The organism is Terriglobus albidus, assembly GCF_008000815.1.
Classification (GTDB): Bacteria; Acidobacteriota; Terriglobia; order Terriglobales; family Acidobacteriaceae; genus Terriglobus; species Terriglobus albidus_A.
Genome location: NZ_CP042806.1, coordinates 2,272,571 through 2,285,785 on the forward strand (window position 1 = coordinate 2,272,571; position 13,215 = coordinate 2,285,785).

11 protein-coding genes and 1 tRNA gene are annotated in these 13,215 nt (G+C 57.9%); 4 read left to right on the top strand and 8 right to left on the bottom strand.

Translation table 11 applies throughout. From position 1 onward, the window contains the following. Window positions 1-210 precede the first annotated feature (210 nt). The 5 genes from FTW19_RS09165 to FTW19_RS09185 form a co-directional block, all read right to left on the bottom strand. Window positions 211-1,092 (bottom strand): IS3 family transposase, encoded by an 882-nt coding sequence (locus FTW19_RS09165; protein ID WP_147647340.1) that lies wholly within the window; start codon window positions 1,090-1,092, stop codon window positions 211-213. Between the two features lie 146 nt (window positions 1,093-1,238). After that, a complete protein-coding gene (locus tag FTW19_RS09170) occupies window positions 1,239-1,487 on the bottom strand; it encodes a helix-turn-helix domain-containing protein (RefSeq protein ID WP_147647341.1) in 249 nt (82 codons plus the stop codon). Window positions 1,488-1,863: 376 nt separating this feature from the next. Continuing rightward, complete coding sequence (locus FTW19_RS09175; RefSeq protein WP_222705550.1) at window positions 1,864-2,274, bottom strand: hypothetical protein; 411 nt, start codon at window positions 2,272-2,274, stop codon at window positions 1,864-1,866. Then, the gene (locus tag FTW19_RS09180) at window positions 2,274-2,474 is read right to left on the bottom strand and encodes a helix-turn-helix transcriptional regulator (RefSeq protein WP_147647342.1); all 201 of its coding nucleotides are present in this window, start codon (window positions 2,472-2,474) and stop codon (window positions 2,274-2,276) included. The genes FTW19_RS09175 and FTW19_RS09180 overlap by 1 nt, the downstream gene beginning before the upstream one ends. Then, complete coding sequence (locus FTW19_RS09185) at window positions 2,471-2,854, bottom strand: hypothetical protein (protein WP_147647343.1); 384 nt, start codon at window positions 2,852-2,854, stop codon at window positions 2,471-2,473. Before FTW19_RS09185 ends, FTW19_RS09180 begins: the two co-directional genes overlap by 4 nt. A gap of 297 nt (window positions 2,855-3,151) precedes the next feature. On the opposite strand from FTW19_RS09185, the gene FTW19_RS09190 reads away from it, so the two are divergent. Both FTW19_RS09190 and FTW19_RS09195 read left to right on the top strand, forming a co-directional pair. After that, the gene (locus tag FTW19_RS09190) at window positions 3,152-5,578 is read left to right on the top strand and encodes an ABC transporter permease (protein ID WP_187143388.1); all 2,427 of its coding nucleotides are present in this window, start codon (window positions 3,152-3,154) and stop codon (window positions 5,576-5,578) included. A gap of 400 nt (window positions 5,579-5,978) precedes the next feature. After that, on the top strand, window positions 5,979-7,031 hold the full coding sequence (locus FTW19_RS09195) for an IS110 family transposase (RefSeq protein WP_147645765.1): 1,053 nt from the start codon (window positions 5,979-5,981) through the stop codon (window positions 7,029-7,031). Window positions 7,032-7,399: 368 nt separating this feature from the next. Here FTW19_RS09195 and FTW19_RS09200 read toward each other — a convergent pair whose 3' ends face one another. From FTW19_RS09200 to FTW19_RS09210, 3 genes are all read right to left on the bottom strand, one after another. Continuing rightward, a complete protein-coding gene (locus FTW19_RS09200) occupies window positions 7,400-7,753 on the bottom strand; it encodes a hypothetical protein (protein WP_147647345.1) in 354 nt (117 codons plus the stop codon). Between the two features lie 142 nt (window positions 7,754-7,895). Beyond that, window positions 7,896-7,971: transfer RNA gene (locus tag FTW19_RS09205), tRNA-Ala, on the bottom strand. A gap of 129 nt (window positions 7,972-8,100) precedes the next feature. Then, the gene (locus FTW19_RS09210) at window positions 8,101-9,702 is read right to left on the bottom strand and encodes a S41 family peptidase (protein ID WP_147647346.1); all 1,602 of its coding nucleotides are present in this window, start codon (window positions 9,700-9,702) and stop codon (window positions 8,101-8,103) included. Between the two features lie 213 nt (window positions 9,703-9,915). On the opposite strand from FTW19_RS09210, the gene FTW19_RS09215 reads away from it, so the two are divergent. Further along, window positions 9,916-11,718 (top strand): peptidylprolyl isomerase, encoded by a 1,803-nt coding sequence (locus FTW19_RS09215; protein WP_246153655.1) that lies wholly within the window; start codon window positions 9,916-9,918, stop codon window positions 11,716-11,718. Window positions 11,719-11,942: 224 nt separating this feature from the next. After that, the gene (locus tag FTW19_RS09220) at window positions 11,943-12,995 is read left to right on the top strand and encodes an IS110 family transposase (protein ID WP_147645765.1); all 1,053 of its coding nucleotides are present in this window, start codon (window positions 11,943-11,945) and stop codon (window positions 12,993-12,995) included. Window positions 12,996-13,215: the final 220 nt, after the last annotated feature.

Genomic DNA, 13,215 nt, shown 5'->3' on the forward strand with positions numbered 1-13,215 from the left:
AATCTAAGACATTTGCCCGAGTGGGATGCTTATGTAGGATCAGACGCGTGGGAATGGCATAGACGCGGTGGCCGCTTCGCTACCATGGCGTTGCCGGGACCTAAGGTTATTTTCGCCGTTCCGCGGAAGAGTAGGAGAAACCCGGGGACAGGCGGGTGGAGTGCCCCCCTGAAGTGAGACGCAGTAATCTGGGGACAGGCAGGTTAGTAGTTATGGGTTGGCGCTGAGAGCTACGGTGGTGGAAGTAGCGGAGAGCGAGGCAAGCTCGAACTCTACTGGTGATAGATAGTCGAGAGCAGAGTGGAGCCGATGGCGATTATAGACGTCTTCGATGAAGCGGCGCATGGCGGATCTGGCATGTTGGATATTGCGATAGGAAGTGGCGTTGACTTCTTCCGCCTTGAGGGTTTTCATGAAGCTCTCGGCCATGGCGTTGTCGTAGGGACATCCTGGGCGGCTCATACTCGGTTGTATCCCCGCGGCCTGCAGGCGTGTGATGTAGTCACCACAGGCGTATTGGATACCCCGGTCTGTGTGGTGAACAAGTTCGCCAGGCGCGATCTTGCGATCACTTAGGGCCATCTCTAACGCTCCCAGCGCTAGGTTCGCGGTGAGCTGATTTCCCAACGCCCACCCCACGACCTTGCGGCTGAACGCATCCAGCACGACAGCCAGATACACGAAGGCCTCCGCCAGATGGACATAGGTGATATCTGCTACCCACAGCCGATTAGGGCCCATGGGAGTTATGTGCCGCGCCAGATTCGGCCATACCCGCCAACGATGATTGGAGTCCGTTGTCGCAGGGCGGAACGCAGCTTTGCGCAGGCATAACAGGTTGTCCTCCCGCATGACCCGTATCAGCCGTTTGTGGTTGACCACACGCCCTTCCCGCCGCAGAAGAGCTCCTATTCTCCTGTAGCCATAAGTACGATGGGCCAGAGCCAGGCGGTGTATCGTGTCTCGCAGCTCTGTCTCTTCACCCAGCGGCGCTGACTTTTCCCAGTCGCGATAGAAGCTCGCCCGGCTCACGCCGGCCAGCTTGCACATCCGCTCCACCGATCTCGATGGAGAGCCTTGCGGTAGCGTCATCGTCTGGATGCTGGCGAAGATGCTGTTGCGCCACGCGCGCTGTTTCGCTGCCGTGGAGCCTCGATGTGCCGCAAGGCTTGTTTGAAAAAATCCAGATCCAACTGCTGGCCTATCTTGCGCTCCAACTCTGCGATCTTGCGCCGCGCCTAGGCTAACTCGCTGGCTTCTTCCTCGCCGTGCTCACGCTTCAGCAGTTCCGTCTTCGATGGGCGGCCAGACTTCCTTCGAAAGGCCTTCTCTCCATCCTGCCGAACAGCATCGCGCCAACGATAGAGCAGGGTTCGCTTCACTGCCAGTTCTACCGACAACGCACCGCTGCTCTCGCCAGCCTCCATTCGCTTTACTGCCCGCAGCTTGAACGACCGGCTGAACGCCCTTTTCTCTTCCTGGGACATCGCTCCTCTTTCGATTCGCCTGTCCCCAGATTACCGTGTCTCACTTCAGGGGTGCACTCCAGGGGACGTAAACAGATAAGTTGAAGTATGGGATGATTTGCGCGAGTGGTTGCAGTCGGGGAGCCGCACACGTTAAACAGCGTGGCAATGCGAGACGGTACATTCTGGAAGACAATACTGACCGAGCGGTGTACTTGAAGTAGTTGCATGAGAATGTGCGACAACACAGAACGTCGCTACTAGGATGCGGTCTGATGTCCAATCATGCTCACCTTGTGTTGGTTCCTCATGAGCCGGACAGTCTGGCGCTGAGGTTGAAGCACACGCATAGGCGGTACGCTGGTCCCGGGTTTCCGCGATTGTCGCGAAGATGATCTCAAGAAAGCCCGGGTTGTTTCCGGGTCGCGAGGCTGACCCAAACAATTGCTATCAGGTAGGCCACACCATATCCCCACAGCAACCCGGCGGCAGCTACGCGCAGCACTTGTTCATTGAAACCGTAAAGGCCGTGGAACCAGCGCAGGGCTGCACCATCCAGTACCATGGCAAGCCCGCCAACCAGCGCGGTACCCGCAAGCAGTTGCTCATTGCTCAGTCTCCCAACAACCTTGCACAACCAAACGCTGATCACGCCGCCAACCGGCGCCAGTAGAAAGCGCATGATTTCACGTGTTTCTCCGGGATTGGGGTTGTGCTTTATTTGGTATGTCACGCCCGCCCACATGATGGCAGCAAGCAGGGTAAGGGCAGCAATTTGCGATTTCCTAAGCATGGTCTCAACCTCCATCACCTCTCGTCGTTCCACAAAAAGACCTCTTCTACCTGCTTGCCAAATACACGGGCAATGCGAAAGGCAAGTCCCAGGCCTGGCTCATACTTCCCCTTCTCAATCGCGATGATTGCCTGTCGCGAAACTCCAACGGCATCTGCCAAGTCAGCCTGCGTCCAGTCCTGTTCGGCCCGAAGAACTCGAATCCTGTTTTTCATCGATAACGCCACATAGCGATAAGGTGCCCAAGACCATAGGTCACCAGCATGAAAATCCAGATCCACGCGGCATGAAATGGCCCGACCAGCCCCGCCTTTTGCACATATCCGTAGACGAAGACACCGACTCCTGTTGTCAGAAAGGCGAAGGTCACAGCTTCAAGGCCCACCTGGCGCTTGAACTCATCAAGAAAGCGCACGATGTATAGGACCATCGCGATCAAGGCAATCTCGCCCGGCAGCGGAATCATTGCGATCCAGAAACGCTGTATCGGACTAAATCCGGTCTCTTCCAGCAGGCGAGATGCCCATATATCCAGAAAGCATGCGGCGATGACGATAGCAACAAGGAGAACTCGCAATCGGGTGCGCTCTGTCATGCTCTAAAAAGTAACTTATAAATTACTTTTAGTAAAGTTAAAATTACATCCGGATTACCTTTACCCTTTCACCCTCCTTCGACCATCGCCAACAGAGTGCGTTGGAATAGCCTGTGCCGAAAACGAGAGGAGGAAAATTGGTGACCACCGTCTCGATGAGTGAGGCTGCCCTGAATGCATTAATCGACAGGCCCGATGGATCTAGGCCGTCCAATTCGAACGAAGGTGTTTACGATTTCCCAGCGATATGCGTACAAGACGTCTGGCCTAACGTCTCATCCTGCAGAGGAAACACAAATGGAGAGATTGCTGCGGGATGTTCGTTTCGGGGTCCGATCGCTTCTGAGATCGCCGCGCTTTTCCGTTGGGGCAGTGCTTACTTTGTCGCTGGGAATTGGTGTCAGCACCGCGATGTTCAGTGTGATTCACTCGGTTCTGCTGAAAGCCTGGCCGGTTCAGGATTCCAGTCGTCTGATCGTTGTGTCGCAACGCCAGGCCAATGGGAACAGTAATCTCTTCTCCACGCGCGATTTTCTGGAATGGAAGCAGAAGGGCGGGCTACTGGCCCAAATGGGCGCACATGTTTCTTGGGCATTTAATCTCAGCGGATCTGGAGCGCAGCCCGAGCGGGTCGCAGGCGGCGAGGTCTCGTACGAGTGGCTGCCCGCTCTGGGTGTTCAGCCAATGCTCGGACGATTGTTTTCGCCGCAAGAGGATGTGGCGGGAGCTGGTGGCTTTGTCGTCCTCAGTTCGGCCTTATGGAAAGGCCGGTACGGCGCTAACCCAGATATCATTGGCAAGCCAATTCAGCTTAATGGAGCGCCCTATACCGTTGTCGGTGTGATGCCCGCCGGATTCAACGGCTTCACCGGGAAAGAATTGTTGTGGACCCCGTTACAGCTTCATCCGGGAAGCGGAGTCAGCTCGTCCTCGACTCTCCACTGGCTGAGCGGTTTGGTCCGCCTACCCGATGGAGTCAGCCTCGCGCAGGCGCGGAGCGAATTGGACTCGATTGCAGCCCGTCTGCATCGACAGGACCCAGGTGGTGATGAGGGTTTTGGGGTCGACCTGCAGACGCTTAATGATGCATTTACACGCAATGTGCGGCCTGCGCTGTTGATGCTGATGGGCTGTGTCTGCTTCGTGCTGCTGATTGCCTGCGCCAACGTTGCCAATCTCCTGCTTGCTCGCGGTGCGGCGCGGCAGCGCGAGATGGCTGTTCGTACTGCACTCGGGGCCTCTCCCTTTCGCATCGTTCGTCAGCTGCTGACTGAGAGCGTCCTGCTGGCAGGAGCAGGCGGAGTAATTGGTATTGGAATTGCCTTTCTTCTGCTGCGCGGAATGCTCGCCATCCATCCGACCTCAGTTCCTCGCATCGAAGAAATTGGCATCGACGGCATGGTTCTGATGTTTTCCTTTTTCGTTTCTGTGACGGTGGGCATTTTATTTGGTCTAGTACCCGCCATCGATGCCGCGCGTGTCGATCTGAACGACAGTTTGCGAGAACACGGTGGCACGTCCGGCCATCGATTTGGGCGCAATCGCTCCGTCCTGGTCATCCTCGAAACGGCGCTTGCGTGCATGCTTCTGATCGGGACCGGACTTGCTCTAAGAAGCCTGTGGTCTCTCAGGAGCGTGAAGCTCGGCTTCGCGCCAGAGCATGTGCTCACGTTCCGCATTGCTGCGCCGCCGCTACTTTCCGGATCAGGAATTTCCGGCTTCTACCACGATGTCGCCGAACGTGTTCGCGCCCTGCCTGGGGTGCAATCAGCTGCGATCGCGCGTGATCTTCCGCTTAGCGGCACCGATCCCTCCATGCCAATCGACACTGAAGGCAAAACGTCTTCGGCTGTTCCTGGAGAGATCGTGACACGATATCGGACGGTGGATGAAGGTTATTTCCACACGCTTCAGATACCACTGTTGCAAGGGCGCGCTTTTAGTCAACAAGACACGTCAACTTCTATGTCGGTTGCCATCGTGAGCGAGAGTCTCGCACGTAAATATTGGCCGGGAGAAAGTGCTGTAAGCAAGCGGATCAAGCCTCAATTCACCGGCAGTTTGTGGTGCGTGGTGGTCGGAGTCGCCGCCGACGTCCGTCACTGGGGCGCTGATGTTGTGATCGAACCCACGGCATATTATCCCTACACGCAGGTTCCCGACAGCATGCGCTCACTGATCGAAGCAAATATGGCGATTGCGATCCGCAGCCGAATGTCGCAGAACGATCTTCTTCATTCAATCCATTCAGCAGTGGCGAACGTCAACTCGCAAGTCCCGGTCTATGAGGTGAAGGCAATGGATTCGATGGTTGCCGATTCCGATTCGCTGCGCAATTTCGATGTCCTGCTTCTGGGGGGATTTTCCTTTTTGTCATTGGCTCTTGCTGCAGTTGGGGTGTATGCGGTCATGGCCTATTTCGTTTCGCAGCGTACGCGGGAGATTGGCATCCATATCGCGCTGGGTGCAAGTTCGCGCGAAGTCCTGCGGCTGATCCTCCGGCAGGGTGCACGATTGGCGATTGTCGGATCGGTCGTCGGCGTTGTCGGCGCATTTCTCCTGCGGAAGGTTATGGCTAGCTTTTTGTACGGACTCAGCGCCAACGATCCTCTTATCCTGTTCACCGCTCCGTGCATGATGGTACTTGTCATCGTATTGGCATGCTGGCTACCGGCTCGCAGGGCCACGAAGATCGATCCGATAACGGCTTTGCGTTACGAATAGAGAATTGATTCCTACACAGCAAAAAAATGCGGAGAAACCCGGAGAAACCTGAGACAGACGGGACGTAACCATGTATAGCAAGAAAAACCTGTGCTGCTGTCCGTTGGATCATATGGATGATGACGTCAGGCTGGTTGAGGATCAGAGGCTCGGCAGGCAGTCGATGGTTACGCACTGATTCGGGGGCCGTCTGCTTTAAGAAAGCAGATCCCTGCGGGATGGCAAACAAAATGGGCCGGATGATTTTCACCGCATGATCAGAATTGTCGTGGCCGGCTTACCCACATCTGGCGATAATGCTGCCAGATATTGATGGGATAAGGAAGAAGGCTTCAGCGAAGATCGAGATAGGTAAGGGTTAGAGGACTGACCTATCGGGAAGATCAGGAGAAGCCTTCTTATGCAGATTGTAGGTTGTGATTTCCATCCGCAGTGGCAGCAGGTTTCATTTTTAGATCAGGAGACTGGCGAGTACCGGGAAGCGAAGCTGGTCAACGGGGACGGGGAGGCGGAGCGGTTCTACCGGTCGTTGTCTCCAGGAGCGCTTGTAGGGATCGAGTCGTGCGGCAACGCGCAGTGGTTTATTGATCTGCTAGGCAGTCTGGGTCACACGGTGTGGGTCGGAGATGCGGCGAAGATCCGAGCCAGCTATGTACGGAAGCAGAAGACGGACCGCCGGGATGCGGACCATATCCTGAAGCTGCTGGTGGAGGACCGGTTTCCGCGGTTGTGGACGCCTTCAGCCAAGCAGCGGGATCTTCGTCAGCTGCTGATCCACCGACACAAGCTGGTGGAGATCCGGACCCGGGTGAAGAACGGGCTGCAGCACCTGGCGATGAACCGTGGCGTACAGAAGCAGTCGCGGCTGTGGAGCGTTCGGGGGAGGGCTGAGTTGGAAAAGCTTCCTCTGGAGGGCTGGAGTGCCCGGCGACGGGAGGATCTGCTGGAGCTGATGAAGGGTCTGGATCAGCAGATCAAGGAGCTGGATGAGGCAGTCGTGCAGGCGGCCAGGGAGGATGCGAAGGCGGAGCTGTTGATGAGCCAGCCGGGAGTCGGTCCGATCACGGCGATGGCCTTCGTACTGACGATCGGCGATGTGAGCCGGTTCGAGTACAGCGGGAAGGTCGCCAGCTATCTGGGCCTGATCCCCAGCGAATACACCTCGGGCGGCAAGCGCAAACTGGGAGCCATCAGCAAGCAGGGCAACCGGTTCATGCGCCAGTTGCTGGTCGAAGCAGCTCAGACGGCCTGCCGGCTGGATGAAGGATTTCGAAAGCAGTATCAGGCTCGCTGCCACCACAAGCCGAAAGCAGTGGCCAAGGTGGCGGCAGCAAGGAGGTTAGCAGTGCGGCTCTACTGGATGCTCAGGCTGAACAAACGCTATCCAGAGATCGCCCATATCGAGAGCAGCTCGGGGGTGCCCCTGGCCATCCATGGTCGTGACGTTGAGTGAGCGCTTTCGCATCCAGCACAGGCTGGATGTCCGCATAGAAGCATCATGGCCTGTTGTATATGGTCGAATCGATGGTTGGTGGGGCTAGGCCCCACAGAGATGTGATGCAGCGTTGAGTTACCCCAGAAGACACCGGTCCTCTAACCCCTTGCCTCTGGACTCTCAAACGGTGCTCCCGCATCGAATAATGACGTACGCTCTTTTTACCCCTTGACACAGTCTTCTTCCTTATCGAGGGGCACCCAGCGTGGGTGTCTCTGAAGTCTGGCGACATAAATCATGAAGAGCGTTGCCGCCCGAAGCGTTGAAAAGCGGGTCCTTCACTGTGTTCACGGTGACAACATGACAAGAACTTCTGAGACACCACCCTAGTAACTGGCTATCCTGCGGATGATGTCGAGCTTAGCGGGGTCGATGCCGTGGAGATCGTTTTCGGTGAGGCGGCCGGAGCGGATCATGCCGGCGAAGACTATGGGCAGTACGGAGTAGCGGTAATCGTAATCGCGGTCGATGCGGCGGCGCTGATCTCCGAGCCAATCTTCTATGTCCCAGAGTTCCGCGGGTTTGGTGATCTGTGCGATGCGTTCTTTTGCCGTACGCATAACGGTATCGAGGTCCTGGTGGAGCGCCTGCTCGAAGGCTCGGCGGGCGGCGATCTTTTCTGCCTGGCTCCACCTCCAGTCGCGCATGTGGATGGACTCTATGTCCTGTGTGCTGGGCATGCTCCAGTTCCCCCTTTGGCGGAATTGTAGCCCGAGAGATTGGCGCGGACATCGGATCTGTGAATAGAAAAGCAGATCCCTACGGGATGACAAACAAGAAGGATGTTTTTGGCGCGGACTGAGAGGAATGGCCGGGGGACTTTGGTGGAGCTGAGCGGGATCGAACCGCTGACCTCCTCGTTGCGAACGAGGCGCTCTCCCAGCTGAGCTACAGCCCCACAACAGAAGTCCGCGCATCTGGTGGGCGCGGACGGTGGCACAACCAACGAAAGTTAGTTTAGCAGACGAAGGGCGCGTCTCTCAACGCGCCCTTCGGTGTTTCCGTGATTCTGTGTTGCTGCACAGACTTACCGCAGTGCGGCCTGCTTCTGCACATTGGCGGCCTTGTCGGCCAGGGCCTGTGCCTGCGGAAGGTAGCCGACGGCCTTCTGGATCATCGGGTCCCAGTCGGCGCGGACGTGCAGACCTTCGGTCTGTCCGAACTGCGAGGTGAAGAGCTCAGCCTTGATGTTGGCCTTGATCCAGTCCTTCACCGCATCGAAGTCAGCATCGGAGTAGGTGATGTTCTGCGTCGACGGAGCAGACTTCAGGAAGCCCTTGAAGTCGGCGATCACAGCATCGTCCACCGTGAACTCCTTGGTGACCGGATGGTTCGCCAGGTAGTGCTTGGAGTAGTTGAAGAAGGCGTAGCCGATCAGCAACTGGTCCTGCAGGTGCGTTGACTTCGGCGTTTCAACCTTCTCGTCCGGTGTGATGCCGCCGCCGCCGTAGACCGTGCGTCCGCTGTCGGTGAGTTTCACCTCGCGGTTGGCGTTGTCCTTCGGCGTATCGCGTACGTAGTAGTAGTCGTAGAGCGAGACGTTGTCGTAGTTGCGCTGAATCAGGCGGCCGCTAGGCGTGTAGTAGTGATACGTGGTCAGCGCCAGGCCGGTATTCTCGCTCAGCGTGCTGACGGTCTGCACCAGGCCTTTGCCGAAGGTGGTTTCACCTACGATCAGGGCGCGATCGTGATCCTGCAGTGCGCCGGATACGATCTCGGCAGCCGATGCCGTGTTGCGGTTCACCAGCACGACGATGGGATATGACTTACCCTGTTCGCCGCGGGTGGCGCGGTAGACCTCATCCGGGAAGGCGCGTCCCTTCTGGCTGACGACGATCTGTCCCTTCTGCAGGAACTTGTCGCTCATCGCCACAGCTTCCTTCAGCAGACCGCCGGGGTTGCCGCGCAGATCGATGACCAGCCCGTCGACTTTGCCGAACTTCTCCAGGGCATCGGCGACCTCGTGGCTGGTGGTTTCCATAAAGCTGGAGACGTGAATGTAGCCAACGCCCGGCTTGATCTGGAAGGCCAGATCAACCGAATAGCGGGGAATCTCATCGCGGACGAGGTCAAAGGTCAGGTTTTTTTCAGAGCCTTCGCGGGCCATCACCACGGCAACATGGGTGCCGCGAGCGCCCTTCAGCAGGCTGGCCACCGCGGCCGAGTCCATGCCTTCGGTCGACTTGCCGTCGACAGAGACAATCACATCGCCCGGGCGGATGCCGGCCTTATATGCGGGCGTTCCTTCGAAGGGAGCGACGACCACGATCTTATTGTTCTGCGGCTGGATCTGCATGCCTACGCCGTAGTACTTACCGTGCTGGTCTTCGCGCATCTGCGCGTAGGCCTTCGGGTCATAGAAGTTGGAGTGTGGATCGAGCGTGTGCAGCATGCCCGGAATGGCGCCGTCGTAGATGGCCTTATCGATGCGCTCGCCGGTCATGGGGTCGGCATAGTTCTGCTCGACCACGGCATAGGCGCTGGTGAAGCTTTTAAGGCTGTCGCGAACTTTGTTTTCGTCAGTGGCCTGTTGCGCTCCAACTCTCTGGTTCACCAAGGAACCGGCAAGGGCGCATGTGGCTAGGAAAACGGTTGCAGAGAAGGCGGCACGGCGGGTGCGAAGAGCCATTGTGGAAGGTACCTCTTTATACAGGTAGGGAAGCAACTCGAACGCGGGCTGCTCTATCTCCCGCGTATGACGGAGTATAGCACTGGAAGGTGAGCCGAACCGAGGCCCAAAATCGCCTCGCGGGGCGTAGAATAGGCGAGTCGATACCCGATTTGGCACCTTCGCGTCGAATTTGGTATGGCAGTTCAACCGGCAGGGATTCTGTTTCGATTTATGACCATTCGTCCATCCATCCTGACAGGCAGCGCCAGCCTGCTTCTGGCTGTTTCCGCGTTCGCCCAGCAGCAGAAGTCCAGCGCTCCGCGCTATGTAAGCCCCATTGCCCAGAAGCAGCCGGTGAATTCGCCCACGCCCAAGGCCATCACACCCGACGCCGAGGTGGTGGAGGACATGGTCGTCCGCGTGAATGACCAGATCATCTCCCGCTCAGACTATGAGCGGGCCCAGCAGCAGCTCGAGGGTGAAATCACGCAGAACCGGCTGTCTCCGGAAGACGCTGACAAGCGCCGTAAGGATCTGCTGCGCGATCTGATCGACCAGCAACTGTTGATTTCAAAGGGCAAGGAGCTCGGCGTCAATGCCGACGCCGAGGTTGTTCGCCGCCTGGACGAGATCCGCAAGCAGAACCACTTTGATTCGATGGAGGCCCTGGAGAAGGCGGCCCGCGAGCAGGGTGTGAGCTTTGAGGACTTCAAAGCATCGATTCGCAACAATATTGTTACCGGCGAAGTGGTGCGCAACGAGGTCGGCCGTAAGTTGCAGATGACGCACGCCGACGAGCTGCGCTACTACAACGCCCACAAGAACGAGTTCAGCCAGCCGGAACAGATCCACCTGGCCGAGATTCTGATTCCCACCCCCGGCACCCCGACCGACGCCGATATCGCTGCCGCCCAGAAGAAGGCGGACGACGTAGCCGCGCAACTGGCCGCAGGAGCGAAGTTTGAGGATTTGGCCAAGACCGTCTCCGGCGGACCGACGGCGGCGCAGGGTGGCGACCTGGGTATGTTCAAGCGCGGCGCCGGCATGTTGGCGCAAGTGCTTGAAGACAAGACGTTTCCTCTGAAGGCCGGCGAAAATACCGCTCCCATCCGTACTCGTCAGGGTTTCGTGATCCTGAAGGTGACGGAGCATACTGCAGCCGGCGTTCCTCCGCTGGAGCAGATCGAGCCCCAGGTGCAGGAGGCGATGTACTCCGAGCAGATGAATCCGGCGCTGCGTGCCTACCTGACCAAGCTGCGTGAGGATGCCTATATTGATCTGCGGCCGGGCTATGCGGATTCCGGCTCTTCGGGCCGCCAGACTTCGTTTGTCTTTACCGCCTATACGCCGCCTGCTCCGAAGAAGAAGGTGAACAAGTCGCGCTTCGATACGGCGAAGACGGGCCGTCTTGCCCAGGCTCCCAAGGACGGAGCGCAGCTTGCCAGCCTGCCTCTGGATAAGAACGGCAAGCCGAAGAAGATCAAGCGCGAGAAGGTACGTTACGGCCAGGCTCCGCGTACGGCGCTGCCTGCGGCTCCTGAGGACCAGGTCGCCAACACCGGGGCGCAGCAGGAGGCTGCTCCCGGCACCGCGATCGCCCCGGTGGACAGCAATCCGCTGTCGCAGGCGAATGCCGATGCTGCCGCAGCGGCGGCTGCCGCCAATGTCGATCCGCTGGCTCCGAAGGCTCAGGTGGCCGATCATAAGTCGCGCTACTCCGCCAAGCAGAAGGAGTTTGAGCAGGCGAAGGTTGACCGCAAAGCTGCCTTTGCCCGTGAGAAGGCAGCTGCTATGCCCGATGCTCCGCAGGAGGAAGAGGTGCAGAGCCGCAAGGTGCAGTCTTCTGCTCTCGGTCTGAATGGCAACAACGGTAAGAAGAAGGTAAAGCGCAAGAAGGGTGAGGAGAAGAAGCGCATCCAGCAGACCGTCCAGGCGCCCTCGGAGACGCAGAAGGAAGTCAACAGCCAGCGCAACGATGACGGTACGTATAAGAGTCCGGTACCGCCGGGAACCGGCGATACGACGAATCGGTAAGGAAGAGAAAAGGCCCCGGAAACGGGGCCTTTCTGTTGTTCATGAAGAAGCGGATTTCTCCGCTTCGCTGCGAAATGACAAAAAAGACAATATCGACCCTTCGGTCGATACTCCCACATAAGCTACGCGTATGTTGATGGGATAAGGAAGAAGGCTTCAGCGAAGATCGAGATAGGTAAGGGTTAGAGGACTGACCTATCGGGAAGATCAGGAGAAGCCTTCTTATGCAGATTGTAGGTTGTGATTTCCATCCGCAGTGGCAGCAGGTTTCATTTTTAGATCAGGAGACTGGCGAGTACCGGGAAGCGAAGCTGGTCAACGGGGACGGGGAGGCGGAGCGGTTCTACCGGTCGTTGTCTCCAGGAGCGCTTGTAGGGATCGAGTCGTGCGGCAACGCGCAGTGGTTTATTGATCTGCTAGGCAGTCTGGGTCACACGGTGTGGGTCGGAGATGCGGCGAAGATCCGAGCCAGCTATGTACGGAAGCAGAAGACGGACCGCCGGGATGCGGACCATATCCTGAAGCTGCTGGTGGAGGACCGGTTTCCGCGGTTGTGGACGCCTTCAGCCAAGCAGCGGGATCTTCGTCAGCTGCTGATCCACCGACACAAGCTGGTGGAGATCCGGACCCGGGTGAAGAACGGGCTGCAGCACCTGGCGATGAACCGTGGCGTACAGAAGCAGTCGCGGCTGTGGAGCGTTCGGGGGAGGGCTGAGTTGGAAAAGCTTCCTCTGGAGGGCTGGAGTGCCCGGCGACGGGAGGATCTGCTGGAGCTGATGAAGGGTCTGGATCAGCAGATCAAGGAGCTGGATGAGGCAGTCGTGCAGGCGGCCAGGGAGGATGCGAAGGCGGAGCTGTTGATGAGCCAGCCGGGAGTCGGTCCGATCACGGCGATGGCCTTCGTACTGACGATCGGCGATGTGAGCCGGTTCGAGTACAGCGGGAAGGTCGCCAGCTATCTGGGCCTGATCCCCAGCGAATACACCTCGGGCGGCAAGCGCAAACTGGGAGCCATCAGCAAGCAGGGCAACCGGTTCATGCGCCAGTTGCTGGTCGAAGCAGCTCAGACGGCCTGCCGGCTGGATGAAGGATTTCGAAAGCAGTATCAGGCTCGCTGCCACCACAAGCCGAAAGCAGTGGCCAAGGTGGCGGCAGCAAGGAGGTTAGCAGTGCGGCTCTACTGGATGCTCAGGCTGAACAAACGCTATCCAGAGATCGCCCATATCGAGAGCAGCTCGGGGGTGCCCCTGGCCATCCATGGTCGTGACGTTGAGTGAGCGCTTTCGCATCCAGCACAGGCTGGATGTCCGCATAGAAGCATCATGGCCTGTTGTATATGGTCGAATCGATGGTTGGTGGGGCTAGGCCCCACAGAGATGTGATGCAGCGTTGAGTTACCCCAGAAGACACCGGTCCTCTAACCCCTTGCCTCTGGACTCTCAAACGGTGCTCTCGCATCGAATAATGACGTACGCTCTTTTTACCCCTTGACACAGT

What these genes read in the sequence shown, in the direction of transcription:
- FTW19_RS09165 (WP_147647340.1), bottom strand. Translation starts at nt 1,092, where the DNA reads ATGACGCTACCGCAAGGCTCTCCATCGAGATCGGTGGAGCGGATGTGC.
- FTW19_RS09180 (WP_147647342.1), bottom strand. Translation starts at nt 2,474, where the DNA reads ATGAAAAACAGGATTCGAGTTCTTCGGGCCGAACAGGACTGGACGCAG.
- FTW19_RS09220 (WP_147645765.1), top strand. Translation starts at nt 11,943, where the DNA reads ATGCAGATTGTAGGTTGTGATTTCCATCCGCAGTGGCAGCAGGTTTCA.
- FTW19_RS09195 (WP_147645765.1), top strand. Translation starts at nt 5,979, where the DNA reads ATGCAGATTGTAGGTTGTGATTTCCATCCGCAGTGGCAGCAGGTTTCA.
- FTW19_RS09200 (WP_147647345.1), bottom strand. Translation starts at nt 7,753, where the DNA reads ATGCCCAGCACACAGGACATAGAGTCCATCCACATGCGCGACTGGAGG.
- FTW19_RS09170 (WP_147647341.1), bottom strand. Translation starts at nt 1,487, where the DNA reads ATGTCCCAGGAAGAGAAAAGGGCGTTCAGCCGGTCGTTCAAGCTGCGG.
- FTW19_RS09190 (WP_187143388.1), top strand. Translation starts at nt 3,152, where the DNA reads ATGGAGAGATTGCTGCGGGATGTTCGTTTCGGGGTCCGATCGCTTCTG.
- FTW19_RS09185 (WP_147647343.1), bottom strand. Translation starts at nt 2,854, where the DNA reads ATGACAGAGCGCACCCGATTGCGAGTTCTCCTTGTTGCTATCGTCATC.
- FTW19_RS09215 (WP_246153655.1), top strand. Translation starts at nt 9,916, where the DNA reads ATGACCATTCGTCCATCCATCCTGACAGGCAGCGCCAGCCTGCTTCTG.
- FTW19_RS09210 (WP_147647346.1), bottom strand. Translation starts at nt 9,702, where the DNA reads ATGGCTCTTCGCACCCGCCGTGCCGCCTTCTCTGCAACCGTTTTCCTA.
- FTW19_RS09175 (WP_222705550.1), bottom strand. Translation starts at nt 2,274, where the DNA reads ATGGAGGTTGAGACCATGCTTAGGAAATCGCAAATTGCTGCCCTTACC.